Origin of the sequence: Catenuloplanes indicus, from assembly GCF_030813715.1 — a bacterium.
GTDB classification, from domain to species: Bacteria; Actinomycetota; Actinomycetes; order Mycobacteriales; family Micromonosporaceae; genus Catenuloplanes; species Catenuloplanes indicus.
The window spans coordinates 8,186,085-8,211,855 of record NZ_JAUSUZ010000001.1 but is presented as its reverse complement, the minus strand read 5'-3'; the positions used below and the strand labels follow the sequence as shown (position 1 = coordinate 8,211,855).

Here is a 25,771-nt window from a genome sequence, read left to right as displayed (position 1 = left end):
ACACGGACACGCGTGACCGGACCGTCAGGCCCCGGGACGTGCCGTTCAGCGACCCGGCCCGCGAGTTCGGCGGTACGCCGCGCCATCGCGGCACCGCGGCCGGGCGATGCGGCGCGGCCCGTTCGATGGGAGAGTGAGGCATGAAGCGCAACCGTTCCGCCGCCGGGACCGGCCACGCCGGGCGGATCCCGCCGGTCTACCGCGCGGTCATGGCGGCGGCCGGGCCGATCGTCCGCTGGTGGGGCCGGCTCGAGGTGACCGGCCTGCACCACCTCCCGGCGCATGGCGCGACGATCGTCGCGGCCAACCACGACAGCATGTGGGACCCGGTCGTCATCGCCGTCGCCGCCCGCCGGCACCGGCAGATCCACGCGCTCGCCAAGGCTTCGCTGTGGAACAACGCGCTGCTCCGCCGCGTGCTCGACGGCATGGGACAGATTCCGGTCCGGCGCGGCGAGGCCGACACGGACGCGCTCGATGCCGCGGTGCGGTGCCTGACCGGCGGCGGCTGCCTCGGCATCTTCCCCGAGGGGACCCGCTCGCAGGGCCGCCGGCTCCGGGCCCGCAGCGGTGCCGGCCGTCTCGCACAGGCCGTCCCCGAGGCCCACATCGTCTGCGCGGCGGTCTCCGGGACCGTGGACATCGCCCGGTTCCCGCGACGCCCGCGGCTCAAGGTGACGTTCTTCGCGCCCACGCCGCCGCCTCCGTCGGAATCCGCGCGGGAGCTGGCCGCCAGGCTGACCGCCGAGCTCCGCGCCGTCGCGCCGGTGGCAACGGCCGGACGACGCCGGCCGCCGGACGACGGGCCCGGTTAGAGCCTGTATCGACCCGGGGGCCGGGTGCCGAACCACGTGGGCTCGGGCCCGCCGATGCTGCCGGGCGTACGTTGCCGCGCCGGCCGATCAGGCCAGCCACGGTTCTCCGGGCACCGGCGAGACCGGCGGCGGGTCGTGGACGTAGGGTGCGACGACGTGAGCATCGCAGCGAACGTCGTCATCGGGCTGGTCCTCGTCATCCACCTCTACATCGTGGTGCTGGAGATGGTGCTGTGGACGCGGCCCCGCGGGCGGGCGGTCTTCGGCACCACGCCCGAGTACGCGGAGGCCACGAAGACGCTGGCCGCGAACCAGGGGCTGTACAACGGGTTCCTCGCGGCCGGGCTGATCTGGGCGCTGCTGGCCGACGGCGCCACCGCGTACCAGGCGAAGCTGTTCTTCCTGGGTTGTGTGCTGGCCGCCGGTCTCTACGGCGGCGCGACGGTCGGCCGGCGCATCCTGTTCGTGCAGGCGGCGCCGGCCGCGGTGGGCCTGTCCTGGTGCTGCTGGCCGGCTGACGGCCGCCACCGGCCCGCTCGCGCACCTGCGCCGGGCACGGGACCACATCGACCCGCGCTCCGCCGCGCCGCTCGACCTCGGCAACTGGCTGGTGCCGGCCGTGCCCCGGGCGGACTGAGTTGATCACACCCGGGGCACGGCGGCGCGGCCCGGGCCGGTAACGTCCCCCGCCGTGACTCCTGCCCGCCGTCTCCTACGGCCCGCCGACATCGCGCTCGTCGCGGTCCTCATCGGGGTGGTCCTGCGCCTCTGGCACTACACGCAGGACGCCTCACTCTGGCTCGACGAGGCGATGATCGCGATCAACGTCCGCGAGTCCGGTTTCGGCGAGCTGACCGGCGAACTGATGTACAACCAGAGCGCGCCGCTCGCCTGGCTGTGGCTGGTCCGGATCGCCCGGGTGCTGTTCGGCGACGGCGAGCGCGCGCTGCGCCTGGTCCCGCTGCTGATCGGGATCGCCGGCCTGATCGTCGCGTGGCTGGTCGCCCGCCGCTGGCTCGGCCCGGCGGGCGCGGTCACGCTGGTCGGCCTGTACGCGATCTCCCCGTCGCTGATCCGCTACTCGGCCGAGCTGAAGCAGTATTCGGCCGATGCCACGCTGGTGCTGATGATGGCCGGCATCGCGCTGTGGGCGCTGGAGCGCTCCGCCGCGGTCACGCACCGGCGCTGGCTGCCGGTCGCGCTGTTCTGGCTGGCCGCACTGGTGTCGTCGTGGCTGAGCATGTCCGCGATCCTGGCCGCGCCCGGTTTCGCGCTGGTCCTGGTGATCGCGATCTGGCGCCGGGACGGGTTCGCCGCCGCGGTCCGGTCCGCCGCGTGGGGCTTCGGGTGGCTGGCGTCGTTCGGCGTGCACTGGGTGGCCGGGCTGGCCGCGACCACCGGCGAGCCGCACCTGAAGCCGTTCTGGACCGAGCGCGGTGCGCTGCCGCCGGAGCATCCGAGCGCCGGTCAGCTGCTGGAGTGGGCCGCGGCCCGTCCGGAGGCGCTCGCGATCGAGCCGCTGCACGTACCGGCCGGGGTGGTGTCCGTTCTGTTCTATCTGGCCCTGGTAGCCGGTCTGGCGCTGGCGCTGTGGCGCCGGCCCGCGGCCGGCTGGCTGCTGGCCGCGCCGCTGATCTCCGCGCTGATCTACGGTGCGGTCCGGGCGGTGCCGATGGGCAGCCGGCTGGCGCTCTGGCTGGCCCCGATCATGCTGACGCTGGTCGCGATCGCGGCCGACGCGGCGGTCCGCGCCGCGGTCACGCCGTTCCCCCGCGCCGCGGCCTGGTTCCGGCCCGCGGTTCCCGCGAAGGCCACGCCCGTCGGCGGTACGACGGGGAGCACGGCGGCCGGGACCGGCGCGACGGTCGACGGCAGCGCGCCCGGGAGCGCGGCGGACGGGGGTCCGGACGTCCGCGTCACGACGAGCCCGGCCGCCCGCGCCGGGCGACGGGTGCCGGCGGTGGCCGGCGCGGTCGCGGTGCTGCTCGTTATCGCGATGACCGGCTTGGTCGCCGCGCCGCAGATCGCGCACGCCGGGCGGCCGGTGACCGAGACGCTGACCACGGACGACCGCGGCGGCGTCGAGTGGATCAGCCAGCGCAAGCGCGGCGGCGACCTGGTGCTGGTCACCATCTCGTCCGCGCCGTCGATCGTCTGGTACGCGAAGCCGCGCCTGCTGCGCCCGGGACACTACGTGCGCGCGTCCAGCTCGGCGGACTGCGACCCGGCCAAGCTCGACGCCGCGGTCGCCGGATATCAGCGCCTCCTCGTCTACCAGGGCATCCGCACCGAGCCGAAGACCCCGGCGGCGCTGCTGGCGCAGATCCGGCGGCTGGGCACGATCACCGAGGAGATCGACCTCGGCGAGAGCCACGCCTGGGTGGTGACGCTGCACCCGAGCCCCGCGGCACCGGACGCCGCGAACTGCATGACGCTGGTGACGCTGTACTGAGCCCACGCCCCGGTCGGAACGTGACCAGTGGGTCTCCGGCCAGATTCGCGACGAAGTTGACGAAGAAGAAGCCGAAGAACAGCACGTTCGCCACCAGCAGCAGGTAGTGCCACGGCCGGGGACGGGCCGGCCGTGGCAGGCGGCTGTTGAGGTACATCGGGAAGAACACGCCCGACATGTCCAGCAGCAGCAAACCGGTACCAGCGACGCCAGCGGCCGCGGTTGACGTCGTCGTCCGGGAACGTGACGCCCACGTCGCGCAGTCCGCCGCCACCGCCGCGCAGCCCGGAGATGAACCCGGTGTGGTGGCCCATCCCGTAGCCCTTGTCCCGGTAGTGGCCCATCACGTACCAGTTCAGGCCGCTGACCAGCGCGGAGGCGGCCCAGCCTCCGGCGATGAACGCGAAGACCGCCTGCGGGCCGAGCAGCCACTCGCCGCTGCCGATCGAGATGCCGAGCGCGATCATGCTCGGGCCGACCGCGAACTTGACCACCTGCCAGGGGCCGAGCCGGGGCACGCCGAACACCTGTTCCGGTTCGGGCAGGTCGCGGATGCCGAGCGGTGGACGGCTGACACCGAGCGAACAGTCGCTCATCGGGGCCTCCGGAAGCCGAAGGGTATCCACTTTGCTCGATTAACGACCTTGATCGCAACGAGCGGGTAACGTGACGGCCATGGATGCGCTCGCGGCCGTCACCGGGCACGCCCGCGCGCTGCTGCCGGACCACGCGGTGATCACGGACCGGGCGCGGCTGCGGACCTACGAGTGCGACGGCCTGGCCCACCACCGGGTCGTACCCGGCCTGGTGGTGCTTCCGGAGACCGCAAAGCAGGTGGCCGCGATCGTCGCCGCGTGCGCCCGGCACCGGGTGCCGTTCGTCGCCCGCGGGTCCGGCACCGGCCTGTCCGGCGGCGCGCTGCCGCACGCCGACGGCGTCCTGATCGTCACGTCCCGGCTGCGGCGGATCCTCGCGGTGCGGCCGGCGGACGAGCGCGCGGTGGTCGAGCCCGGCGTGATCAACCTGGACGTGACGCGCGCCGCCGCGCCGTACGGCTACCACTACGCGCCGGACCCGTCGAGCCGGCAGATCTGCTCGGTCGGCGGCAACGTGGCGGAGAACTCCGGCGGCGCACACTGCCTGAAGTACGGTTTCACGGCCGGCCATGTGGTCGCGGCCGACCTGGTCACGCCGGACGGCACGCTGGTCACACTGGGCGGCGAGGCGCCGGACGCACCCGGCTACGACCTGCTCGGCACCGTGATCGGCGCGGAGGGCACGCTCGGCGTGGTCACGTCCGTGACCGTGCGGCTGACCCGCGACCCGGAGGCGGTGACCACGCTGCTGGCCGCGTTCCCGGGCACCGACGCCGCAGGCGCGGCCACCTCGGCGATCATCGCGGCCGGGATCGTGCCGGCCGCGATCGAGATGATGGACGCGCTCGCGATCGAGGCCGCCGAGGCCGCCGTGGCCTGCGGTTACCCGCCCGGTGCCGGCGCCGTCCTGATCATCGAACTGGACGGGCCGGCCGCGGACGTGCACGCGGAACTGGCCACGGTCACCCGCCTCTGCGCGGACGCGACCGAGCTGCGGATCGCGGCGGACCCGGCCGAACGCGAGCTGATCTGGAAGGGCCGCCGGTCCGCGTTCGCCGCGGTCGGCCGGATCAGCCCGGACTACATCGTGCAGGACGGCGTGATCCCGCGGACCGCGCTGCCCGAGGTGCTGCGCGCGATCGCGTCACTCTCCGCCGACACCGGCGTGCGGGTGGCGAACGTGTTCCATGCCGGCGACGGCAACCTGCACCCGCTCGTGCTCTTCGACGCGGCCGTCCCCGGCCAGGAGGACCGCGCGGAGGACGTCAGCGGCGCGATCCTGGACCTGTGCGTCACCCACGGCGGCTCGATCACCGGCGAGCACGGGGTCGGCGTCGACAAGGCGAAGTACCTGCCGCGCATGTTCACCGACGCGGATCTCGACACGATGCAGCTGCTCCGCTGCGCCTTCGACCCGGCCGGCATAGCCAACCCGGGCAAGATCTTCCCGACGCCGCGCCTGTGCGGCGAGGTCCCCCGCAAACACCACGCCGCCACCGAGCCGCCCGCGGCCGCGGAGATCTTCTGATGCGGCTCTCACCACCCTTCATCGGTACGCCGGGGACGCGCGACGTCCGGCGGGCACGTCCTGACGTCCCCTCCGGTCCGCCCCCGCCAGTCGGCGCGGACGCGCGGCGGCCCCCGGTGCCCTCCCGTCGCCCTGCCGCGCCGTGTCGTCCGGCCACGCCGTGTCGCCTCTCCGGATCGCGCCGCCGTGCCGCGTCGCGCCGCCCTGCCGCATCGCGGAGCGGGCGATGACGCGGGATGTGCTGTCCGCGCTCGGCGACGTGTGTGAGCGCGCCGGCCCGGCCGACCGGGTGGCCGGGGTCCGGGCCGCCTACGTCGCTCGGCCCGGCGACACCGCGCAGGTCGCGAACGTGCTGCGGGCCGCGGCCGCGCACGATCTCGCCGTGGTCGCCCGGGGCGGCGGGACCCGGCTGCACTGGGGTCTCCCACCGTCGCGCGCCGACCTGATCCTCGACCTGTCCGCGATGAACCGGATCGTCGACCACGCCGCCGGTGACCTGGTGCTCGTCGCGGAGGCCGGCGCGCGGCTGGCCGACGTGCAACGCCACCTCGCCAGCGCCGGCCAGCGGCTGGCCGTCGACGGCCAGCCGCCGGGCGCCACGCTCGGCGGCACGGTCGCGCTCGGCCACTCCGGCCCGTCCCGCCTGCTGGCCGGCCCGGTCAAGGACCAGCTCATCGGCATCTCCGTGGTCCGCCCCGACGGCACGCCCGCCTCCGCCGGCGGCCGGGTCGTGAAGAACGTCGCCGGGTACGACCTGGGCCGCCTGATGTGCGGCTCCTACGGCACGCTCGCGGTCCTCACCCGCCTGATCTTCCGCCTCCGCCCGCTCCCCGCCGCCCGCGCGTTCATCACCGCCCCGGTCCTCGGCCCGTCCCTGGTCCCCCCGCTGGTCGAGGCGATCGCCACCGCACAGCTCACCCCGTCCGCGATCGAGCTCGACCTGCCCGCCCCACCCCACGACGACACCACCGGCGCGGCCACCGGCGCGGTCGTGGTCCTCGTCGAGGGCGCCCCCGCCGGCGTGGCCGCACGCGCCGCGGCCGTCCGCGCCCTGCTGCAGAGGACCGGCGCGGAAGAGGTCCACGTGCGCGCGGAACCCCCACCCCACTGGGGCACGCCCCCGGCAGTTCCCGGCGGCCCGCTGCTGCGCCTGACGTTCGTCCGCTCCGGCCTGCCCGACGTCCTCTCCGCCGCCCGCGACACCGGCGCCGCCGTCTCCGGATCCGCCGCCGGCGGCGTCCTCACCGCCGCACTCCCGCCCACCGCTCCGCCCGGCCGCACCGGCCACACCGCGGCCGCCGAGCGCGTGGCGGCCGCGCTGGTGAAGCTGCGCGCGGCATGCGCACGGCACGGCGGCACCGCGATCGTGCTGGACGCCCCCGCCGCGATCCGCGACACGGTGGACGTATGGGGGCCGGTCCCGGCGCTCGGCCTGATGCGCCGGGTGAAGGCCCAGTTCGATCCGCACCACCGCCTCTCACCCGGCCGCTTCGTCGGCGGTCTGTGACATGCGGCTCCGTCACTCGATGGACCGAGATGCCGGGCGCAACGCGCCCGCCGAATACCCGGCGACCGCCGCGGGCAGCCGGACCAGCGCACACGCCGCCGGCGGCGGCAGGCCGGCACGGGCGGTCGCCGGGAACGACGTGGTCCCGGGCGGTGCGGGTGAGCGGGGTTGCCGGGAAGCTGGGAGGTGCTGATGGATGAGGTGCGGCGGCCGGATCCGGGGTTGGCCGGGGACTGCGTGCACTGCGGGTTCTGTCTGCCGGCGTGCCCGACCTATGAGCTGTGGGGCGAGGAGATGGACTCGCCGCGCGGGCGGATCCACCTGATCGGCCAGATGATCGAAGGGGCGCCGGCCGACGACGTCCTGACCGGACACCTGGATGCCTGCCTGGGGTGCCTGGCGTGTGTGCCGGCCTGTCCCTCGGGCGTGCGTTACGACCTGCTGATCGGTGCGGCCCGGGCGCAGGTCGAGGACGAGCATCGGCGCCCGTTGCCGGACCGGCTGCTGCGTGGCCTGATCTTCGCGCTTTTCCCGCACCCCGCACGGCTGCGGCTGCTGCGGGGGCCGCTCACCGCGTACCGTGCGATGGGTCTGGAAAGGCTGGTGGCGCCGGACGCGCGGCTGGGGCGGCTGATGCCGCGACTCGCGATGCTGGCCCGGCTGGCGCCGGACCGGCGCGGCGCCCCGCTGACGCCGGAGCCGCATACCGCCGGCCGGGCACCGAAGCGGCGCCCCCGCGAGCGAATCCCGGCGCGCACGCCCGCGAAGGGCCCGGCCCGCGCGCGGGTCGGCATGCTGACCGGCTGCGTGCAGCGCGAGTTCTTCCCCGGCGTGAACGCCGCGACCGCCCGCGTGCTGGCCGCCGAGGGTGTCGAGGTGATCACGCCGGCGCGGCAGGGCTGCTGTGGTGCGCTGTCGCTGCACACCGGCCGGGACCGGGAGGCCCGCGACCTCGCCCGGCGGACGGTGCGGGCGTTCGAGAGCGTCGACGTCGTGGTGGCGAACGCGGCCGGGTGCGGCTCGGCGTTGAAGGAGTACCGGGAGATCCTCGGCGAGGAGCCGCCGTTCCGGGTGATGGACGTGGCGGAGCTGCTGCACGAGCTCGGACCGGTGGCGGAACGGCGTCCGCTGCCGATCACGGTCGCCTATCACGATGCCTGCCACCTGGCGAACGCACAGGGCATCCGGACGGCGCCGCGGCAGCTGCTGCGTCAGATCCCCGGTCTGACGCTGCGTGAGATCGCGGACGGCGGGATGTGCTGCGGAAGCGCGGGCATCTACAACATCCTCCATCCGGAGCCGGCGACCGAGCTGGGCGACCGCAAGGCCGACGCGATCGCGCGGACCGGCGCGGACGTGCTGGTCACCGCGAACCCGGGCTGCCTGCTGCAGATCGCGGACGCGTTCACCCGGCACGCCGCACGCACACCGCGGCTCGCGCACACCGTGGAGATCCTGGACGAGTCGATCAACGGGCGATGAGCGCGGAGATCCCGTCGATGATCCGGTCCAGGCCGAACTCGAGCGCGTGCACCGGGTCGATCATCGCGTTGTGCTGCTGGCCGGCCGCGGTGCCGACCCGGCCGCCCAGCGGGAACTGATCGGCGCCGCCGCTCATCACGCGCTCCAGGATCGGGCCGGTGGTCTGCCACCACTCGGCGTCGGTCCGGCCGGTGTACTCCTGGGCGCGGCGCAGTGAGTGGCGGGTGCGCCAGACGCCCTCGACATAGACCAGGACCATGGTCAGCGTCGAGTCCATCTCCACGTCGGTGAGCCCGATGCCGTCGAGCGGGGCCAGTTCGAGTTCGTACTTGCGCATCACGTTCGGCCCGAGTTCGCCGCGGCCGTCCATCGCGGCGAGCAGCCACGGGTGCCGGTCGTAGAGCGCCCAGTTCTCCCGCGCGATCATCCGGAGGCCGGCCCGCCAGTCGCCGGCGCTGGACGGCGTGGCGGTCGGGTACAGCGTGCCGAGCGCGGTGTCGGCCATCAGCGCGGTCAGCTCGGCCTTGCCGGGCACGTGGGTGTAGAGCGACATGGTGCCGACGCCGAGGTGTTCGGCGACGCGGCGCATGACGGCCGCCTCCAGGCCCTCCGCGTCCGCGATGTCGATGGCAGCGGACACGATCGTGCGCACGCTGAGACCGCTGCGGCCCTCGTGGCGCTGTGCGCCCCAGAGCAGCGCGAGCGTACGGGCGGGATCGGGAGCGCGGCGGGTCACGGCACACATTCTCCAAGATCGCGGTCGTGGAGCAAAACGTACTATGTACGGTACATGCTACGGTATTGCCGTGACTGACTACGGGAACATCGAGGTGCGTGGCGCCCGGGAGAACAATCTGCGGGGCGTCGACGTGGACATCCCCAAGCGCATGATCACGGTCTTCACCGGCGTCTCCGGCTCCGGCAAGTCGTCGCTGGTCTTCGACACGATCGCGGCCGAGTCGCAGCGGCTGATCAACGAGACGTACCCGGCGTTCGTGCAGAGCCTGATGACCGGTTACGGCCAGCCGGACGCGGACTCGCTGGACAATCTGTCCGCCGCGATCGTGGTCGACCAGAAGCGGATGGGCGGCAACTCGCGCTCCACCGTCGGCACGGCCACCGATGCGTACACCATGTTGCGCCTGCTCTTCGCGCGTCTCGGCACGCCGCCGGTGCCGCACCCGATCGCGCTGTCGTTCAACGACCCGGCCGGCATGTGCCCGGCCTGCGAAGGGCTGGGCGACATCTCCACGCTGGACGTGGACCAGCTGGTCGACCGCGATCGATCACTCAACGAGGGTGCGCTGCTGCTGCCGCAGTTCGCGGTCGGGCAGTGGTTCTGGAGCATCTTCGCGCAGTCCGGCTTCTTCGACCCGGACAAGCCGCTCCGCGACTACACCGAGGAGGAGTGGGAGAAGCTGCTGCACCTGCCGGAGGCGAAGATCAAGCAGCAGATGCCGGGCGGCGGCACGATGAACGCGACCTACGAGGGGCTGCTGCCGAAGTTCCGCCGGCTGTTCCTCAGCAAGGACCTGGACTCGATGCAGCCGGCCGCGCGCGCGATCGTGGAGCGGGTCGCGACGAGGAGCGCCTGCCCGGACTGCGGCGGCACCCGGCTCAACGAGGCGGCCCGCGCGTGCCGGATCAACGGGCGGAACATCGCGGAGTGCGCCGCGATGGAGGTCACCGACCTGGCCGAGTTCGTGCGGAAGGCGGACGACGGCACGGTCACGCCGCTGGTGACCGCGCTCGCCGACCGGCTCGGCAACCTGGCGCACATCGGGCTCGGCTACCTCAGCCTGGACCGGCGCTCGGCCACGCTCTCCGGCGGCGAGTCGCAGCGCGTCAAGATGGTCCGGCACCTCGGGTCGAGCCTGACCGACATCACGTACGTGTTCGACGAGCCGTCCGTGGGCCTGCACCCGCACGACATCCACCGGCTCAACGAGCTGCTGGCCCGGCTGCGCGACAAGGGCAACACGGTGCTGGTCGTGGAGCACAAGGCCGCGGTCATCGAGATCGCCGACCACGTGATCGACATGGGACCGGACGCGGGCAGCGGCGGCGGCACCGTCGTCTACCAGGGCTCCCTGGCCGGCCTGCGCGCGTCCGGCACGCTCACCGGCCGCGCGCTGTCGCAGAAGGCGACGTTACGGGCCGCACCCCGCACGGGGACCGGCCGGCTGCGCATCGAGAACGCCCGCACGCACAACCTGAAGGGCGTCACGGTGGAGCTGCCCACCGGCGCGCTGACCGTGGTCACCGGCGTGGCCGGGTCCGGCAAGAGCTCGCTGATCCACGGCTCACTCCCCCGGCTGTACCCGGACGCGGTCCTGCTGGACCAGAGCGCGATCAAGGGGTCGCGGCGGTCCACACCGGCCACGTACACCGGCGTGCTCGACCCGCTGCGCAAGGCGTTCGCGAAGGCGAACGGCGTGAACGCGGCGCTGTTCAGCGCGAACTCGGCCGGCGCCTGCCCGCGCTGCGGCGGCGTCGGCCTGATCTACACGGATCTCGCGTTCATGGACCAGGTCGCCACGGTCTGCGAGGAGTGCGACGGCAAGCGCTTCATCCCGTCGGTGCTCGAATACCGGCTGCGCGGGAAGAACATCGCCGAGGTGCTCGCGATGCCGATCGCGGAGGCGGCGGCGTTCGTGACCGAGAAGGCCGCGGCACCGGTACTGGCCGCGATGCTGGACACCGGCCTCGGCTACCTGACGCTCGGCCAGTCGCTGGACACGCTCTCCGGCGGCGAACGACAGCGTCTCCGGCTCGCGATCAAGCTGGCCTCAGGGAGCGGGACCACGCAGCTGTACGTGCTGGACGAGCCGACCACCGGCCTGCACCTACGGGACGTGGCCCAGCTCAACGCCCTGCTCGACCGGCTGGCCGACGCCGGTAACACGGTCGTCGTGATCGAGCACCATCTGGACGTGATCGCCCGCGCGGACTGGATCGTCGACCTCGGCCCGGGCGCCGGTCACGAGGGCGGCGAGCTGGTCTTCGCCGGCCCGCCCGCCGAGCTGATGAACGAGCCCCGCTCGGTCACCGGCGACTTTCTCCGCCGTCATCTGTCCAGGTGAGCGGTGTAGCGCCGCGCGAGGCGAATGGCCGCCTCGCGCAGCTCGGCCGGGCCCTCGATCTCCAGCTCGACGTCGAACATGCCCATGGTGGCGGCGAGCCCGACCCAGGACCAGGAGCTGAGCGTGAGCCGGCAGCGGTCGTCGCCGAGCGGCTCGACCAGGTCGGTGGGCCGTACCCACGGCATGATCTGCGCCGCGGGCGCGGCCAGGACCACGGTGCCGGTGCACGGCATCTCCGGCGCTGCGAACCGCTCCGCGATGTACGTGGCGACGTCCGGCGCGGGCAGCTCGCGCGGCGTGAACCGGGACCCGTTCGGCGTGCGCGGCGTCATCCGGTCGACCCGGAACGTGCGCCAGTCGTCCCGATCGGTGTCCCAGCCGACCAGGTACCACCGGCCGCCCCACATGACGACGTGGTGCGGCTCGCAGCGGCGCACCACGTCCTTGTAGCCGAAGCGCAGCACCTCCCGTGCGCGGACTGCGGCGCCCACGGTCAGCAGCACCTCCGCGTCCACCCGCGGCCGGTCCTCGGTCCGGCGCACGGACGTGACCTGCAGCGCGTCCACCCGGTGCCGGAGCCGGGCCGGCATCACCTGGCGGACCGTGCCGAGCGCGCGCAGCGCCGCCTCCTCGATGCCGTCGACGCTGGTGGTGGCGGTCTGCAGCGCGACCGCGACGGCCACGGCCTGGTCCGCGTCGAACAGCAGCGGCGGCAGGTCCGCACCGGCGCCGAGCCGGTAGCCGCCGTCCGGCCCCTTCGTCGCCTGCACCGGATAGCCCAGCTCGCGCAGCCGGTCCACGTCCCGGCGGACCGTGCGCGGGCTCACGCCGAGCCGGTCGGCGAGCGTGCCACCCGGCCAGTCACGGCGGGCCTGCAGCAGCGACAGCAGTTTCAGCAGGCGTCCCGAGGTCTCCAGCATGCACCCACGATTGCACGGACATAGGACAGGTTCTGTCCGCTACTGCTGCCAGGCTGTTCACGACGAGAGGAGGACAGCTCTCATGATCAGGACACGCGACCTGACGAGGAGAACTCGGACCGGTGCGTGCGGTCCGCGCTGGTACGCGACACCAGGATCGTCCTCGTCCGCGAGCTGAAACCGATGCCACGGGACCCCCGCTGTCCCGGTCGTCGCTGCTCATCGGCCAGTCCCTGAAGGAGATGATGCCGCTGGCCGGCCAGGCCGTGCTGATCGTGGCCGTGATGGTCCCGCCGCACCCGGCCGGCGGGCCGCTCGGCATGCTGCTGGCCGTGTTCGGCGTCGGCCTCGGCCCGCTCAGCTACGCGCTGGCCATCGCGGTCCGTACCAGCGAATGGATGTTCTGGCTGGTCCAGCAGACGCTGCTGTTCCCGTTGATGGTCCTCTCCGGCATGTTGCTGCCGCTGGAGACCGGCCCGGCCCGGATGCGCGCCGCGGCCGCGGCGAACCCGCTGGCCTACCTGGTCGACGCGGAACGCGCGCTGTTCGCCGGCCGGATCGCGAGCACGGACACGCTGTGGGGCGTCGTCGCCGCGGGCGCGACCGCCGCGATCGGCCTGTTCGCCGGCATCCGGGCGATGCTGCGCTCCGCGGATCAACCGATCCGCAACCGTCCGGCGGTGCAGGACGGCCGCGGACGGCCCGATGGGGAGGACGGCGCACGGACGCGCCACCCCGATCCGGAAGCAGGGCCCATGATCCCATACGTGCGGACCGTGATCCGCGAACGCGTGAAGTCCGACCGAGGGGCCAGCGCCGTCGAGTACGGCCTGCTGGCCGCACTGATCGCCGTCGTGATCATCGGCGCGGTCACCCTGGTCGGCAGCAACCTGGCCGGTACCTTCGGCCGCGTCGCCCCGGCGGTCTCCGCCTCACCCTGACCGCCGCTCACCTCCGGTCGGCCGCGGGCCCGCGGGCTCCGCGGCCGATCATCCTCGGTCAGTCCGCGTCGCGCAGGTCGTAGCCGCGGGCGGTGAGTTGCTTCTCGACGGTGCGGCAGACCTCCTCGACCACCGCGACCCGCGCCCACGGCTTGTCGTCGCCCGCGACCACGTGCCAGCGGGCGCGCTTCTTGTCGGTGCGCTGCAGCATGTCCTCGATCGCGGTCTCGTAGTGGTCGCGGTGGTCGCGGTTGCGCCAGTCCTCGTCGGTGAGTTTCCACGTGCGCAGCGGGTCGTTCGCGCGGTCGTGGAAGCGGCGCAGCTGCTCCTCCGGCGAGACGTGCATCCAGAACTTGATCAAAATCATGCCTTCGGCGGTGAGCGTCCGCTCGAACTCGACGATCTCCTGGTAGGCGCGGCGCCACTGCTCCTCGGTCGCGAACCCCTCGACCCGCTCGACCAGCACCCGGCCGTACCAGGACCGGTCCAGCACGGCCATGCCGCCCCAGCCGGGCAGTACCTTCCAGAAACGCTGCAGGAAGTGGTGCCGCTTCTCGTCGTAGGTCGGCGCGGCGAACTGGGACACCCGCACGTGCCGCGGGTCGAGCGGCGCGACCAGGCGCTTGATCGCCCCGCCCTTGCCGGACGCGTCCCACCCCTCGAACACCACGCACAGCGGCGGCCCGATCTTCTGGTCGCCGAGCTGCCCGCCGAGCATCAGGCGCAGCCGCAGCAGGCGCTGCTGCGCGGCCTGCAGCCGTTCCAGCCCCTCCCGCTTCGACAGCCGGGCCGACATGTCCACCTTCGCCAGGCGCGTCGTCATGGTGCCATCCTCGCATCCGATCATCGCGGGCGCGGTTGATGCTTGCCCCGGCGGGGCATCATCGATCATGCCCTTCATCAGCCGGTACGTAACGGTGGCCGGCCGGCGTCTGCACGTGCGATCGCGCGCGGCCTCCGGCACACCGTGGGTGCTGCTGCACGGCCTCGCGGTCTCGCACCGCTACCTGATGCCGACCGCCCGCGCGCTCCCCGGCCCGGTCCACGCCCCCGACCTGCCCGGTTTCGGCCGGTCCGCCGGCCCGCGCCGGGTGCTCACGCCTCGCGAACACGCGGCCGTGCTCGCGACCTGGATGGACGCCGACGGCCTGCGCGGCGCCCGCCTGCTCGGCGGCTCCTACGGCTGCCAGGTCGCGGTCGAGCTGGCGATCGCCCGCCCGGACCTGGTGTCGCTGCTGGTCCTGGCCGGCCCGACCGCGGACCCGGCCGCCGGCTCGGTGCGGCACGCGCTGCGCCTGCTGCGCGACCTGCCGATCGAGGACCCTCGCCAGTTCCCGGTGGTGACCGCGGGCGCGCTCGCGGCCGGCCCACGCCGAGTCGTCGGCACGCTGCGCACCGCGGTCCGGCACCGGATGGAGAACCGCCTGCCGCTGGTCACCGCGCCGGTCCTGCTGCTGCGCGGCCGGCGCGACCCGATCGCCCCGGCCGCCTGGACGGCCCACCTCGCCGCCCTGGCCGGCTGCCGCACGATCACGCTCCCCACCGCCGCCCACAACATCGTCACCACCGCCGGTCCCCGCGTCGCCGGTCTGGCCAGCGCTTTCGCCGCAAACCCCCACGATCAAGAACCATGACCCGTTTTCCCGCTTCCGGCGTGGGCACCCACCGGTGCTCCCGCGGGCACCGGTCGTCGCTGGCGCTCCTCCCTGCACGTTCCGCGGTGGTCCGGCGAGGCACCGCTCGCGCGTCGGGAGGCGCGCACCCGTACCCGTGTGGGAGGTTCGGGGTCATGACGACCGTGCGGTGGAGTCATGAGCTGGCGGAGCAGCTGTCGTGGCACTGGGCGGAACAGCTGCGGCCGCGGCTCGCCGGGCTCACCGATGAGGAGTTCTTCTGGGAGCCGGTGGACGGCTGCTGGAACGTGCGGCGGCGCGGGACCGGTGCGGCGCCGATCGCGGCCGGCAGCGGGGAGTTCACCGTCGACTTCGCGTTCCCGCAGCCGGAACCGCCGCCGGTGACCACGATCGGGTGGCGGCTCGGGCACCTGATCGTCGGCGTGTTCGGACTGCGGGTGGCGCACCACTTCGGAGGACCGGCGGTCGACTACGACTCGCACGACTACGCGGGCACGGCGGACCGGGCGCTGGCGCAGCTGGACGCGGGTTACGCGGCCTGGATGGCAGGGGTGCGCGGGCTGGACGAGGCGGCGCTGGCCCGGCCGTGCGGGGCACCGGAGGCCTTCCCGGAGGCGCCGATGGCCGCGCTGGTACTGCACATCCACCGTGAGGTGATCCACCACGGCGCGGAGATCGCGTTGCTCCGCGACCTCTGGCGTGACCGATAGGCTGGCGGGTGACACACGAAGAGGGAGGCCCCGAGATGAAGATTCCCGGGCCGGACCACCCGATCACGGTGGAACCGGCGAAGGCGCGCGTCGTGGTGCGCGCGGGCGAGAAGATCATCGCGGACACGCACGCGGCGCTGGCGCTGAAGGAGGCGTCCTACCCGGTCGTCTACTACGTGCCGCTGGCCGACGCGGACGAGTCCGTGCTGGTCCCGACGGACACGCACACCACCTGCCCGTACAAGGGGCAGGCGTCCTACTACACGATCCGCACCGAGGCCGGCGAGCTGACGGACGCGGTCTGGCACTACCCGGAGCCGTACGACGCGGTCGCCTCGATCGCGGGCCACATCGCGTTCTACCCGGACAAGGTCGAGATCGTCGCGATCGAAGAGGGCTGAGCACATGCGGGATCCGCTGGATCTGCTGGACGTCGCCGGCCTGCTGACCGGCGAGGAGCGGCAGATCCAGTCGACCGTGGCCCGGTTCGTCGCGGACCGGGTCCGCCCGCATCTGGCCGAGTGGTTCGAGGCCGGCACGTTCCCGCGCGAGCTCGCGCCGGAGCTGGGCCGCCTCGGCCTGCTCGGCATGCACCTGGACGGGTACGGCTGCGCCGGCACGTCCGCCACCGCGTACGGCCTGGCCTGCCTGGAACTGGAGGCGGCCGACTCCGGCCTGCGCAGCTTCGTCTCCGTGCAGGGCTCGCTGGCCATGTACTCGATCCACCGGTACGGGTCGGAGGAGCAGAAACAGGCCTGGCTTCCCCGGATGGCCGCGGGTGAGGCGATCGGCTGCTTCGGGCTCACCGAACCGGACTTCGGCAGCGACCCGGCGAACATGCGGACCCGCGCGGTCCGCGACGGCGACGACTGGATCATCAACGGCGCCAAGATGTGGATCACGAACGGCAGCATCGCGGACGTGGCCACGGTCTGGGCCGCGACCGAGGACGGCATCCGCGGCTTCCTGGTCCCGGCCGGCACGCCCGGCTTCACCGCCCGCACGATCAAGAACAAGCTGTCGCTGCGCGCGTCGATCACCGCGGAGCTGTCGTTGGCGGACGTGCGGCTGCCGGACTCCGCGCGGCTGCCCGAGGCGCGGGGCCTGCGCGCGCCGCTGAGCTGTCTGAACGAGGCCCGGTTCGGCATCTGCTTCGGCGCGGTCGGCGCGGCCCGGGACTGCCTGACCGTGGCGCTGGACTACGCGCGCCAGCGGGTGCAGTTCGGCAAGCCGATCGCGGCGTTCCAGCTCACCCAGCAGAAGCTCGCGGACATGGGCGTCACGCTCGGCACGGCCGCGCTGCTCGCGATCCACCTGGGCCGGCTCAAGGACGGCGGCCGGCTGCAGCCGCACCAGGTCAGCGCCGGGAAGCTGAACAACGTACGGGAGGCGCTGGCGATCGCCCGGGAGTGCCGGACCATCCTCGGCGGCAGCGGCATCACACTGGCGTACTCGCCGCTGCGGCACGCCAACAACCTGGAGTCGGTGCTCACCTACGAGGGCACCTCGGAGATCCACACGCTGGTCATCGGCGAGGCGCTGACCGGGCACGCGGCCTACCGCTGATAGAAGCCGATCACCGCACCCGACTCGAACGTCCGGCTCTCGGTCAGCGTGAACGGCACCGGGCCGAACCCGGCGCGGAACATCGGCCTGCCCGCGCCCGCGACCACCGGGTACCGCTTCACGATCAGCTCGTCGATCTCCGGCAGCAACTGCCCGGCCAGGTCCGCGCCGCCGCACAGCCAGATGCCCAGCCCGTCCTCCCGCTTCAGCCGCCGCACCACCTCGACCGGGTCCTCGCCGCAGACGATCTCGACGTTCGGGTCCGCCACGGTCAGCGTGCGCGAGAAGACGATCTGGCGCAGGTGCGCGTACGGGCTGGTCACGCCGACGGCCAGACCGGGCTCGTAGGTACCGCGGCCCATCAGCACGGTGTCGAAGTGCCGGTTCGGCACGTCCGCCAGGCCGGCCGGCCCGCGCAGGTGGCTCGGCACGGTCTCCGGCCACTCCGCGTTGATCGCCACCAGCACGTCCTCCGCCATCGGGAAGAAGCCGAACTCCCCGCCCGGCCCGGCGATGAAGCCGTCGATGCTGGTGGCGATGTAGTAGGTCAGCCGTCTCATGCGGAGATCCTGACAGGCCTGTGTCCCGGCGCACACGCCGCCCCGGAATTGAGCGTCAACGACTCAAGTTATCTCCATCGGAAGCGACAACATGGGGAGATGGACATGAGCAACACGATCTGGACCCGGCGCGACCCGTTCGCGGACTTCGACGCGCTGGTGCGCAACGCTTTCGGCCCGGTCGCCACGACCCGCCCGGCCGGTTTCACCCCGGCCGCGGAGGTGCTCCGCGACGGCGACGACGCGGTGGTCCGGCTGGAACTGCCCGGCGTGGACGTCGACAACGACGTGACGGTCGAGGTCGACGGCGGCCGCCTGACGGTCCGCGGCGAGCGCCGCGACGAGCGCGCCGAGCAGCGCAACGGCCTCCGCGAGGTCCGCTACGGCGCGTTCCGCCGCAGCTTCGGCCTCCCGCAGCACGTCACCTCCGAGGCAATCTCCGCCACCTACGACGCGGGCGTGCTCAGCGTCCGGGTGACCGGCGCCTACGCGGGCCGCGAGGCGCGGCGCATCCCGGTCACGGCGGGCGCGACGGCCGGCGCGGTCACGGCCACCCCCACGGCCCCGGCCGTCGAGGCCGCCCCGGCCGAGCAGGCCTGATCACACTCCGGTCCGGCAGGCCGGCGCCAACCCCTGCCGGACCGGCCCGAGACGCCCCGGCTCGGCAGACCGGCACCGACCCGCTGCTGAGCCGGCCGGCAAGTACAAGCGCCCGGCCGCGGATCCTGTATCGAAAGCCCGGCATCCCACGTGGATAGAGGCTCTAGAGATACATGCCCGTGTTCGCGGGCGGCTCCGGCACCGCCACCGGCGCGGTGCCGGAGCGCAGCGCGAACAGTTCCGCGAGCGTCGCGCCGTCCGGGCCGATACCGTCCGGGCGGCCCAGCCACGCGGTGGCCTCGTCGCGCGGCAGCCGGCCCACCTCGACCTGGGCCAGGCAGCGGCCCGGGCGGATCACCGCGGGGTGCAGCGACGCCAGGTCCTCGTTCGTGGTGATCGCGATCAGCGCGTTGCGGCCCTGGCCGAGGAGCCCGTCGGTCAGGTTGAGCAGCCGGGACAGCGACTGCCCGGAGCTCATCTTGGCCTCGCCGCCGATCAGCTCGTCGCAGTCCTCCAGCACCAGCAGCCGCCAGCGCGGGCCGTCCTCGTCGTCGCCGCCGAGCGCCACGTTCATCAGGTAGGCGGGGTCGGCGAACAGCCGCTCCGGGTCGAGCACGCAGTCGACCTGGCACCACGACTTCCACTGCTGGGCCAGCGCGCGGATCAGCGTGGTCTTGCCGGTGCCGGGCGGGCCGTGCAGCAGCAGGAGCCGGCCGTCCAGCGACTCGCCGTCCTGCGCCATCACCCGGTCCAGCGCGGACGCGACCGCACCGGCGTAGTTCCCGCGGATCGTCTCCCACGGCGCCGCGTCGATCTGCCGCTCCACCCGGCGCGGGCCGTGCGGGCCGAAGTGCCAGAACCCGATGCCGACCGTGTCCGGCGTCGGCTCGGGCTCCTCCACCGCGCCGTCGATCACCTCGGTAACCACGGACTCGGCCAGCTCCGCACTGATCGCGGTGACCATGACGGTGGCGCGGCGGGACTGCGTCCAGTGGTTGACGTGCAGCGTGAACCCGTCGCCGGCCAGCAGCCGGCCACGGCCGGTGTCCTCGACCGCCTCGCGCAGCACGCGTGCGCCGTCGACCGTGAGCCGCGCGTCGGAGCGCACGTTCTCCAGGTGGGTGGTCCGGCCGTACGGCTCCCGGCCGGTGGTGAACGCGCTGATCGCCAGCAGGTCCACCACGTCGACCAGACGGTCGCCGTCGTCGACGGACCCGGCCATCGGCAGCGCACCGACCAGGCCGTTGTCCTGCTCGACGGCCTTCGCGGCCGCTTTGCCGGCGGTGGCCCTGGTGCCGTTGCGCTCCGCCTTGCCGCCGCTGCGGGCGGTCTTCATGTCCCGCGAGTCGACGGGCTGCCGGGGCGTGTTCATCTGTCCCATGATCCGGGGCCGGGCGCGCGCCGACCAACCTATTTCTGCTTTCTTACACGTGCTTGCGAAAGATCGTGGTAGCGGCCCGGTCACCCGCCGGAGTGAGCGCGAACTCCGGGATCTCACCGACCCGGGTCCAGCCTCGCCGCGCGTAGAGCCCTTCCGCGACGCTGCCGGTCTCGGTGTCCAGCACCAGCAGCGAGCGGCCGAGCGCACGGGCGCCCTCCTCGGCCGCGACCAGCAGCGCGCCGCCGAGGCCCCGGCCGCGCCCGTCCGGGTGGACCAGCAGCTTGGCGATCTCGGCGCGGTGCGGCGCGTTCGCCTGCGCGGCCGGCAGCAGGCGAATCACGCCGAGGATCCGGCCGCCGTCCCGCGCGACCCAGGTGCGCGCGTCCGGGTCGGCCAGCGCGCCACGCCAGTACGCGCGGGCGTCCGCCACCGTGAACGGCAGCGTGAACCCGACGCTCGCACCGCCGAGCACGCACTCCAGCAGCACCTCCGCCAGGTCGGTCTCGGCGGCGGCGTGGTCCTCGGCGGTCAGCGGTGAGATCTCCATGTCCTCATGATCAACGATCGGTGGCCGTACCGCGTGGTGAGGTTTTTCATCGGAGCGTCCGCACGGACAGCTCCCACAGCCGGGCCGCGGCGCCCGGATCCACGGCCCATGCTGCGACGCCGCGCCGGACGCCGGGCACGTGCGGTGCCGCCTCCGCGCAGTCCTCGAAGTACCGGCCGGTGACGCCTTTCACCGTCGGCGACGCGGCGAGCAGCACCGACGTGGCCGCCCCCTGCTGCGGCGTCCTCCAGATCACGTCGGCCGGAAGCTCGGCCTCCGGCACGTACCGCTGGAGGCCGGTCCGGATACCGCCCGGGTGGAGCGCGTTGACGTCGATGCCGTCGCGTGCCCACCGTGCCGACGCCTCCACCGCGAACAGCACGTTCGCGGTCTTCGACTGACCGTAGGCCTGCCACGCGTCGTACGGCCGGGTCCGGTAGTGCACGTCGTCGAACTCCACCGGCGAGCGCAGGTGCGCGCGGGAGCTGACCGACACGACCCGGGCGCCGCCAGCCTCGGCGAGCGCCCGGTGCAGCCCTCGGGCCAGCGCGAAGTGTCCCAGGTGATTGGTGGCGAACTGCAGTTCCCAGCCGACGCCGTTGCGGCGCAGCGGCGGTGCCATCAGGCCCGCGTTGTTGACCAGCATGTGCAACGGCCCGCCCCAGTGCCGGGCGAACGCGCCCACGCCGACCGGATCGGCCAGGTCCAGGAACGCCACGCGCACTGCACCGTGACCGATCCCGGCGGCCGCGCGCGCACCGGCCGCGGTGTCCCGCACCGCGAGCGTGACCTCGGCACCCGCGCCGGCCAGCGCCCGCGCGGTCTCCAGGCCGATGCCGGAGGCGCCGCCGGTGACGATCGCGCGCTGCCCGCTCAGGTCGACGTCCCGCAGGATCTCCGCAGCGGTGGTCTCCCGGTTGACCATGTGCCTCCCTTCGTGGATCTTAACCGGAGGTTCCTCCGGTAACGTTATCCGCCGGGGCCTCGACTCATCCACCACAGGCGGGAACAACCAGGCGCGATATCCTGTCCAATCCCGTTCGACGACCAGAGAGGGCGCTCAACCCATGCGTGCGGACGCGCAGCGCAACCGCGAACGGCTGCTCGACGCCGCTGTCAACGCCTTCACCCGGGAGGGCCCGGACGTCACGCTCGAGTCCGTGGCCAAGTCCGCCGGTGTCGGCATCGGCACGCTCTACCGCCACTTCCCCACGCGCGAGGCGCTGGTCGAGGCCGCCTACCGCAACGAGCTGTCCCGGCTCTGCGACGCCGCCCCCGACCTGGCCGCCACGCTGCCGCCGGACCGGGCGCTGCGCGCCTGGATGGACCGGTTCCTCGACTACATGACCACCAAGCACGGCATGGCCGACGCGCTGCGCGCCGTCATCGCGTCCGGCGGCAACCCGTACGCGCACAGTCGCGACCGCATGCTCGCCGCGCTCGACGGCCTGCTCACCGCGGGCACCGACGCCGGCCTCATCCGCCGCGACGTCACCACGGACGACGTGCTGGTCGCGCTCTCCGGCATCACGCTCGCCGCCGGCAAACCCGACCAGCGCACCCAGGCCGGCCGCCTGCTCGACCTGCTCCTCGACGGCCTGCGGCAGAAAACCCGCTAGAAGCGGATATTCCCGCTTCCGGCGTGGCCGATCTCCGCACGCTCCCGCGGGCCCCGGTCGTCGCTTGCGCTCCTCCCTGCCGGTTCCGGCGCGGTCGAGAACCCGGCCCGGCGAACCTCGTCGCCCACGGTGATCGGGCCGGGTTACAGGACCTCGGCGTAGCTGCCGAAGCAGGCGCCGCGGCCGAGACCGGGCAGGTCGCGCCGGTAGTGGCGGGCCAGCGTGGCGAGCAGTGCACGGTCGGCGTCGTGGCCCGGCTGCGCGGTTCGGGCGGAACCGGGCGGCCGGGACCGGTGCGCCACGCCGGTCCGCGAGCGTGCGCAGCGCGCCCGTGGTGACCAGGGCGAGCACGCCGAAGTCGGCGAACCGGCCGCTGCCGATCTCGGTGACGGCCTCGTCGCCGAGCGCGCCCGCCATCCAGGTGGGCACACAGGCTTCGGACCCACGACGGATACGGACACCAGGCGCGGTGGACGATGACCTCGTCCCGAAATTCCGGGCGGCTAGCGCACCTGGCCGTTACACAGGCCGGTCCGGCACCGGTGATGTGCCGGCCCGCCCGCACGCGGCCGGCCCTTCCGCCGGTACGTCATGGCGAAGTCTGTCGCAGATTCGCCGGATCTCACGGCGGCGGCCCGCTACTTTCGGGCGTATGGCCAGCTCACGGCGGTGGTGGGCCGGGCTACGCGCGCGGGCAGTGCTCGGTGGGGAGGGTCCGCGGGCCGCCGCCCGTCAGGGTGCCGTGCTGCTGGCGATCTCCGGCCTGGTCGCGCTGCTGGCGCTGGCCGCCGGGTCGCCGCGGGCCGGCGCACTGCTGATCATCGCCGCGACCGACCTGCTGTCCGCCGCGCTGGTCTGGTTGCTGCCCTGGTCGCGCTGGCCGCCGCTGGCCCCGATCGCGGTGACCCCGTTCGCGCTCGGCGTGCTCGGCTTCTCCACCTGGGTGTTCGGCGGGATGGCGGCCGGGACCGGGCCGTTCTTCGTGCTGTTCTTCGCCTGGCTCGGGCTGCACTTCCCGAAGTGGGTGACCTGGGCGCTCAGCCCGGTCGCCGCGGCCTGCTACGTGGTGCCGCTGCTGCTCACCGGCCAGTCCCCCGACGTGGTGGGCAGCGTCGCCGGCTTGATGCCGGTCGCGGTCGGCGTCGCCCTCGTGATCAACGAGCGGGTCGAGGCACAGCGGCGGGCGCTGGTCGAGCTGGCCGGCGTGGAACGCTGGCGGCGCGCGCTCACCTCCGCGGTCGCGCACGACGTGCGGTCACCGCTCAGCACGATCCAGCTCGTGCTGGAGATGATCCGGGACGGTGACCTGCCGCCGGACAAGCGCAGCCAGTTCCTGGAGTCGGCGCTGCGCCAGTCCGCCCGGCTCAGCCGCCTCGCCTCCGGCCTGCTCGACCTGGACCGGGTCGAGTCCCGCGGCACGCTCCGCCTGGAACTCACCGCGATCGGCCTGCGCCGGGCCTGCCAGGAGGCGATCGGCTTCCTGAACCTGCCCGGCGTCGCGGTCGACGTCCCGCCGGCCCTGACCGTGCGCGCCGACCCACAACGCCTGGAACAGATCCTGGTCAACCTGATCGGCAACGCCGCGAAGTACGGCTCCACCCCGATCGAGATCACCGCCGGCCCCGTCCCGGACGGCAGGGTCCGCCTCACGGTCCGCGATCACGGCCCCGGCGTCCCCGCGGCCGGCCGCGGCCGGCTGTTCGCCCGTTTCGGCACGTCCGGCGACGTCCCCGGCGCGGTCGGCCTCGGTCTGTGGCTGGTCCGCGAGCTGGCCCGCGCCCACGGCGGCGACATCCGCTACGAGGACGCCTCTCCCGGCGCCCGCTTCATCGTCACCCTGCCGTCCGCGTGAGCGGGGTCAGTGTGCGATCGGGTGGGCCGACTGGAACGCGAGGCGGGCGTCGGCGTCGTCGGCGAGATCCTGGAGGAGGTCGTCGAGTCGCAGGAAGGCGGACCAGCGATCGGCACCGGCCAGGCGGTCGATGAGCAGGTCCTCCAGGTCGGGGACCCGCTTGGCCTTCCAGATCTTGTCGGCCAGCGCGATCAGCAGGTCCTCGGTGCGGATGTCCGGACGGGTCCACGAGGCGTGGTCGCGTGCGGTCCGGGCCCGCGGCTCCGGTTCGCCGCGTTCCAGCAGCAGCGCGTAGCCCGCGGGCTCGTGCGCGTGACCCGGGCCGGACAGCTCCTGCGGGTGCCGCACCTTGCCGATGTCGTGCACCGCCGCGCCGAACAGCACGAGTTCCCGGTCGAACGCGAGCTGACCGGCCAGGCCGTCGGTCAGCCGGTGGGCGACGTCGTGCACGGCGCGCAGGTGCGCGGCGAGCCGGGGTGGCGCGTGCAGTACCTCCAGGTGGGCGACCGCGGCCGCGGGCAGCGGTGCCAGGTCGCCGTCGGTGAGGGCGGCGGTGAGGCGTCGGGACATGACGGCCGAGGATAATCGTTACGCTGGCCGGGTGACCACGTTCGCGCTGCTGCTCCGCGGCATCAACGTCGGCCGGAACCGCCGGGTCGGGATGGCCGATCTGCGGGCGCTGCTGACCGAGCGGGGCTGCCGGGACGTCGCCACGCTGCTGCAGTCCGGCAACGTCGTGCTCTCCTCGGACCAGCCGCGCACGGAGGTACAGGCCACGGCGGAGGCCGCGATCGAGGAGCGGTTCGGGTTCACGGTCGACGTGTTCGTGCGCGACCGGGCCGAGCTGGCCGCGGTGCACGCGCTCGACCCACTCGGCGACGTGGCGCACGACGGCTCGCGATATGTGGTGTCGTTCCTGCACGAGCCGTTCACGCCCGCGCTGGACGGCGTCGATCAGGGTGACGACCGCTTCGCGGTGCACGGGCGGGAACTGTACGTCTGGTGCCCGCACGGCCTCAGTGACAGCCCGGTGATGACCGCTCTCTCGAAGATCAAGAACGGCCCGGCCGCCACGGTACGGAACTGGAACACCGTGACGAAGCTACTGTCCATGATGGACTGAGCCGAGGAAGTCCGTCATCCGCGCCGCGACCGGCCCCGGCGCGTAGGTCGGCACGTCGTGCGACGCGCCCTTGATGATCTCCACCCGGGCGGCCGGCATCGCCGCCGCCAGGCGGGCCTGGACCGCGGCGGCCGGGAAGAGCGAGCTGTGCTCGCCGAGCAGGAACAGCGCGGGCGCGCTTATCGACGCCAGCTCGTCGTCCGTGAACACGGCCGGCGCCGGTATCCGCCGCCGGAACGCCATCAGCGACGGCAGCATCGCGGCCAGGTGGTCGTCGCGGAGCGTGGCGTTGCGGACCGGGCCGGCGAGCCGGTGCCGCAGCCCGCGCGGTGCGAGGCCGGCCAGCCCGCCCGCGATCAGCCACACCATGAAGCCCGCGGACACCCGCCCGAACCCGGCCGGGTCGAGCAGCGCCAGGCCGGCCACCCGGGACGGCGCCGCGATCGCATACCGCATCGCGGCCCACCCGCCGTACGACATGCCGGCCAGGTGCATGCGCGGCACGTCCAGCCCGTCGAGCGTGGCGGTGAGGCACTCGACCGCCTCGGCCGAGGTGGTGATCGGCCGGGTCTGCTCCGCGAGACCGGGCTCGCCGATCAGGTCGAGCGCGATGACCGGGCGCTCCCGGCCGAGCGGCTCGACGAACCGGTGCCAGGCCACCGCGTTGCCACCGGCGCCGGACAGGAGCACGACCGGCGTGCCGGCGGAGGCACCGCCGCGGTGCGCGACGGCCGTGCCGAACGGCGTGGAGATCGACGTCGACGAGGAGAACGGCTTTAGGGCGGGCCGGTAGAGCGCGAGGAAACGCGCGCGGGCGGCGGGGGTGGTGAACGACGATTTCATGGTACGACCGTA

The 25,771-nt window shown here is 73.5% G+C and carries 26 protein-coding genes; 16 read left to right on the top strand and 10 right to left on the bottom strand.

Annotated elements, in window-relative coordinates:
- Positions 1–140 precede the first annotated feature (140 nt).
- The 6 genes from J2S42_RS36840 to J2S42_RS36815 all read left to right on the top strand — a co-directional run bounded on the left by J2S42_RS36840 (position 141) and on the right by J2S42_RS36815 (position 8,380).
- The gene (locus J2S42_RS36840) at positions 141–815 is read left to right on the top strand and encodes a lysophospholipid acyltransferase family protein (RefSeq protein WP_307246876.1); all 675 of its coding nucleotides are present in this window, start codon (positions 141–143) and stop codon (positions 813–815) included.
- A 156-nt stretch (positions 816–971) separates the two neighbouring features.
- On the top strand, positions 972–1,457 hold the full coding sequence (locus tag J2S42_RS36835; RefSeq protein WP_307246874.1) for a DUF1304 domain-containing protein: 486 nt from the start codon (positions 972–974) through the stop codon (positions 1,455–1,457).
- Between the two features lie 49 nt (positions 1,458–1,506).
- Entirely contained in the window at positions 1,507–3,267 is a 1,761-nt protein-coding gene (locus J2S42_RS36830) for a glycosyltransferase family 39 protein (protein WP_307246873.1), read from the top strand.
- Between the two features lie 675 nt (positions 3,268–3,942).
- Complete coding sequence (locus J2S42_RS36825) at positions 3,943–5,391, top strand: FAD-linked oxidase C-terminal domain-containing protein (protein ID WP_307246871.1); 1,449 nt, start codon at positions 3,943–3,945, stop codon at positions 5,389–5,391.
- Between the two features lie 226 nt (positions 5,392–5,617).
- A complete protein-coding gene (locus tag J2S42_RS36820; protein ID WP_307246869.1) occupies positions 5,618–6,898 on the top strand; it encodes an FAD-binding oxidoreductase in 1,281 nt (426 codons plus the stop codon).
- A 192-nt stretch (positions 6,899–7,090) separates the two neighbouring features.
- On the top strand, positions 7,091–8,380 hold the full coding sequence (locus tag J2S42_RS36815) for a (Fe-S)-binding protein (protein ID WP_307246867.1): 1,290 nt from the start codon (positions 7,091–7,093) through the stop codon (positions 8,378–8,380).
- Here J2S42_RS36815 and J2S42_RS36810 read toward each other — a convergent pair.
- Positions 8,367–9,125 carry a TetR/AcrR family transcriptional regulator gene (locus J2S42_RS36810; protein ID WP_307246865.1) on the bottom strand — a complete coding sequence of 253 codons (759 nt, stop codon included), beginning with the start codon at positions 9,123–9,125 and terminating at the stop codon, positions 8,367–8,369. The two genes, J2S42_RS36815 and J2S42_RS36810, sit on opposite strands and share 14 nt — an antisense overlap.
- A gap of 34 nt (positions 9,126–9,159) precedes the next feature.
- On the opposite strand from J2S42_RS36810, the gene J2S42_RS36805 reads away from it, so the two are divergent.
- Positions 9,160–11,463 (top strand): ATP-binding cassette domain-containing protein, encoded by a 2,304-nt coding sequence (locus J2S42_RS36805; RefSeq protein WP_370879333.1) that lies wholly within the window; start codon positions 9,160–9,162, stop codon positions 11,461–11,463.
- Here J2S42_RS36805 and J2S42_RS36800 read toward each other — a convergent pair.
- Positions 11,448–12,383, bottom strand: a complete 936-nt coding sequence (locus J2S42_RS36800; RefSeq protein ID WP_307246861.1) for a helix-turn-helix transcriptional regulator — start codon at positions 12,381–12,383, stop codon at positions 11,448–11,450. The genes J2S42_RS36805 and J2S42_RS36800 overlap by 16 nt on opposite strands.
- A gap of 122 nt (positions 12,384–12,505) precedes the next feature.
- Between J2S42_RS36800 and J2S42_RS36795 the strand changes: the two genes are divergently transcribed.
- Positions 12,506–13,324, top strand: a complete 819-nt coding sequence (locus J2S42_RS36795) for a Flp family type IVb pilin (protein ID WP_307246859.1) — start codon at positions 12,506–12,508, stop codon at positions 13,322–13,324.
- A 58-nt stretch (positions 13,325–13,382) separates the two neighbouring features.
- Here the strand turns inward: J2S42_RS36795 and J2S42_RS36790 are convergent, their stop codons facing one another.
- Positions 13,383–14,147: a polyphosphate kinase 2 family protein gene (locus J2S42_RS36790; protein ID WP_307246857.1), complete on the bottom strand. Its 765-nt coding sequence runs from the start codon at positions 14,145–14,147 to the stop codon at positions 13,383–13,385.
- A 67-nt stretch (positions 14,148–14,214) separates the two neighbouring features.
- On the opposite strand from J2S42_RS36790, the gene J2S42_RS36785 reads away from it, so the two are divergent.
- From J2S42_RS36785 to J2S42_RS36770, 4 genes are all read left to right on the top strand, one after another.
- Entirely contained in the window at positions 14,215–14,958 is a 744-nt protein-coding gene (locus tag J2S42_RS36785; protein ID WP_307246855.1) for an alpha/beta fold hydrolase, read from the top strand.
- 164 nt (positions 14,959–15,122) lie between these two features.
- Positions 15,123–15,668: a DinB family protein gene (locus tag J2S42_RS36780; protein ID WP_370879465.1), complete on the top strand. Its 546-nt coding sequence runs from the start codon at positions 15,123–15,125 to the stop codon at positions 15,666–15,668.
- Between the two features lie 35 nt (positions 15,669–15,703).
- Entirely contained in the window at positions 15,704–16,069 is a 366-nt protein-coding gene (locus J2S42_RS36775; protein ID WP_307246851.1) for a DUF427 domain-containing protein, read from the top strand.
- A 4-nt stretch (positions 16,070–16,073) separates the two neighbouring features.
- Positions 16,074–17,234, top strand: a complete 1,161-nt coding sequence (locus tag J2S42_RS36770) for an acyl-CoA dehydrogenase family protein (RefSeq protein WP_307246849.1) — start codon at positions 16,074–16,076, stop codon at positions 17,232–17,234.
- On the opposite strand, the gene J2S42_RS36765 is transcribed toward J2S42_RS36770, so the two are convergent.
- Positions 17,225–17,794 carry a dihydrofolate reductase family protein gene (locus J2S42_RS36765; RefSeq protein WP_307246847.1) on the bottom strand — a complete coding sequence of 190 codons (570 nt, stop codon included), beginning with the start codon at positions 17,792–17,794 and terminating at the stop codon, positions 17,225–17,227. The genes J2S42_RS36770 and J2S42_RS36765 overlap by 10 nt on opposite strands.
- 105 nt (positions 17,795–17,899) lie before the next feature.
- Here J2S42_RS36765 and J2S42_RS36760 point away from each other — a divergent pair, with 105 nt between their 5' ends.
- Positions 17,900–18,394 (top strand): Hsp20/alpha crystallin family protein, encoded by a 495-nt coding sequence (locus tag J2S42_RS36760; protein ID WP_307246845.1) that lies wholly within the window; start codon positions 17,900–17,902, stop codon positions 18,392–18,394.
- 163 nt (positions 18,395–18,557) lie between these two features.
- Here J2S42_RS36760 and J2S42_RS36755 read toward each other — a convergent pair whose 3' ends face one another.
- Genes J2S42_RS36755 through J2S42_RS36745 form a run of 3 tightly spaced genes read right to left on the bottom strand, consistent with a single transcriptional unit; the run spans position 18,558 to position 21,247 of the window.
- A complete protein-coding gene (locus J2S42_RS36755) occupies positions 18,558–19,766 on the bottom strand; it encodes a DUF5925 domain-containing protein (protein WP_307246843.1) in 1,209 nt (402 codons plus the stop codon).
- Positions 19,767–19,818: 52 nt separating this feature from the next.
- Complete coding sequence (locus J2S42_RS36750) at positions 19,819–20,322, bottom strand: GNAT family N-acetyltransferase (protein WP_307246841.1); 504 nt, start codon at positions 20,320–20,322, stop codon at positions 19,819–19,821.
- A gap of 46 nt (positions 20,323–20,368) precedes the next feature.
- Positions 20,369–21,247: an SDR family NAD(P)-dependent oxidoreductase gene (locus J2S42_RS36745; RefSeq protein ID WP_307246839.1), complete on the bottom strand. Its 879-nt coding sequence runs from the start codon at positions 21,245–21,247 to the stop codon at positions 20,369–20,371.
- 142 nt (positions 21,248–21,389) lie between these two features.
- Here J2S42_RS36745 and J2S42_RS36740 point away from each other — a divergent pair, with 142 nt between their 5' ends.
- A complete protein-coding gene (locus J2S42_RS36740) occupies positions 21,390–21,941 on the top strand; it encodes a TetR/AcrR family transcriptional regulator (RefSeq protein ID WP_307246837.1) in 552 nt (183 codons plus the stop codon).
- Between the two features lie 143 nt (positions 21,942–22,084).
- On the opposite strand, the gene J2S42_RS36735 is transcribed toward J2S42_RS36740, so the two are convergent.
- Positions 22,085–22,243, bottom strand: coding sequence for a hypothetical protein (locus tag J2S42_RS36735; RefSeq protein ID WP_307246835.1), 159 nt, complete (start codon positions 22,241–22,243; stop codon positions 22,085–22,087).
- Between the two features lie 350 nt (positions 22,244–22,593).
- Between J2S42_RS36735 and J2S42_RS36730 the strand changes: the two genes are divergently transcribed.
- Entirely contained in the window at positions 22,594–23,793 is a 1,200-nt protein-coding gene (locus J2S42_RS36730) for a sensor histidine kinase (protein WP_307246833.1), read from the top strand.
- A 6-nt stretch (positions 23,794–23,799) separates the two neighbouring features.
- Here J2S42_RS36730 and J2S42_RS36725 read toward each other — a convergent pair whose 3' ends face one another.
- Complete coding sequence (locus J2S42_RS36725; protein WP_307246831.1) at positions 23,800–24,363, bottom strand: HD domain-containing protein; 564 nt, start codon at positions 24,361–24,363, stop codon at positions 23,800–23,802.
- Positions 24,364–24,394: 31 nt separating this feature from the next.
- Here J2S42_RS36725 and J2S42_RS36720 point away from each other — a divergent pair, with 31 nt between their 5' ends.
- Positions 24,395–24,916 (top strand): DUF1697 domain-containing protein, encoded by a 522-nt coding sequence (locus J2S42_RS36720; protein WP_307246829.1) that lies wholly within the window; start codon positions 24,395–24,397, stop codon positions 24,914–24,916.
- Here the strand turns inward: J2S42_RS36720 and J2S42_RS36715 are convergent.
- Positions 24,896–25,759: an alpha/beta fold hydrolase gene (locus tag J2S42_RS36715; RefSeq protein ID WP_307246827.1), complete on the bottom strand. Its 864-nt coding sequence runs from the start codon at positions 25,757–25,759 to the stop codon at positions 24,896–24,898. The genes J2S42_RS36720 and J2S42_RS36715 overlap by 21 nt on opposite strands.
- Between the last annotated feature and the right edge of the window lie 12 nt (positions 25,760–25,771).

Coding starts and splice junctions, on each gene's coding strand:
- J2S42_RS36820 (WP_307246869.1), top strand. CDS start 5,618: ATGACGCGGGATGTGCTGTCCGCGCTCGGCGACGTGTGTGAGCGCGCC.
- J2S42_RS36790 (WP_307246857.1), bottom strand. CDS start 14,147: ATGACGACGCGCCTGGCGAAGGTGGACATGTCGGCCCGGCTGTCGAAG.
- J2S42_RS36770 (WP_307246849.1), top strand. CDS start 16,074: ATGCGGGATCCGCTGGATCTGCTGGACGTCGCCGGCCTGCTGACCGGC.
- J2S42_RS36805 (WP_370879333.1), top strand. CDS start 9,160: ATGTACGGTACATGCTACGGTATTGCCGTGACTGACTACGGGAACATC.
- J2S42_RS36785 (WP_307246855.1), top strand. CDS start 14,215: ATGCCCTTCATCAGCCGGTACGTAACGGTGGCCGGCCGGCGTCTGCAC.
- J2S42_RS36775 (WP_307246851.1), top strand. CDS start 15,704: ATGAAGATTCCCGGGCCGGACCACCCGATCACGGTGGAACCGGCGAAG.
- J2S42_RS36745 (WP_307246839.1), bottom strand. CDS start 21,247: ATGGTCAACCGGGAGACCACCGCTGCGGAGATCCTGCGGGACGTCGAC.
- J2S42_RS36825 (WP_307246871.1), top strand. CDS start 3,943: ATGGATGCGCTCGCGGCCGTCACCGGGCACGCCCGCGCGCTGCTGCCG.
- J2S42_RS36840 (WP_307246876.1), top strand. CDS start 141: ATGAAGCGCAACCGTTCCGCCGCCGGGACCGGCCACGCCGGGCGGATC.
- J2S42_RS36740 (WP_307246837.1), top strand. CDS start 21,390: ATGCGTGCGGACGCGCAGCGCAACCGCGAACGGCTGCTCGACGCCGCT.
- J2S42_RS36715 (WP_307246827.1), bottom strand. CDS start 25,759: ATGAAATCGTCGTTCACCACCCCCGCCGCCCGCGCGCGTTTCCTCGCG.
- J2S42_RS36810 (WP_307246865.1), bottom strand. CDS start 9,125: ATGTGTGCCGTGACCCGCCGCGCTCCCGATCCCGCCCGTACGCTCGCG.
- J2S42_RS36760 (WP_307246845.1), top strand. CDS start 17,900: ATGAGCAACACGATCTGGACCCGGCGCGACCCGTTCGCGGACTTCGAC.
- J2S42_RS36765 (WP_307246847.1), bottom strand. CDS start 17,794: ATGAGACGGCTGACCTACTACATCGCCACCAGCATCGACGGCTTCATC.
- J2S42_RS36725 (WP_307246831.1), bottom strand. CDS start 24,363: ATGTCCCGACGCCTCACCGCCGCCCTCACCGACGGCGACCTGGCACCG.
- J2S42_RS36755 (WP_307246843.1), bottom strand. CDS start 19,766: ATGAACACGCCCCGGCAGCCCGTCGACTCGCGGGACATGAAGACCGCC.
- J2S42_RS36730 (WP_307246833.1), top strand. CDS start 22,594: ATGGCCAGCTCACGGCGGTGGTGGGCCGGGCTACGCGCGCGGGCAGTG.
- J2S42_RS36815 (WP_307246867.1), top strand. CDS start 7,091: ATGGATGAGGTGCGGCGGCCGGATCCGGGGTTGGCCGGGGACTGCGTG.
- J2S42_RS36800 (WP_307246861.1), bottom strand. CDS start 12,383: ATGCTGGAGACCTCGGGACGCCTGCTGAAACTGCTGTCGCTGCTGCAG.
- J2S42_RS36750 (WP_307246841.1), bottom strand. CDS start 20,322: ATGGAGATCTCACCGCTGACCGCCGAGGACCACGCCGCCGCCGAGACC.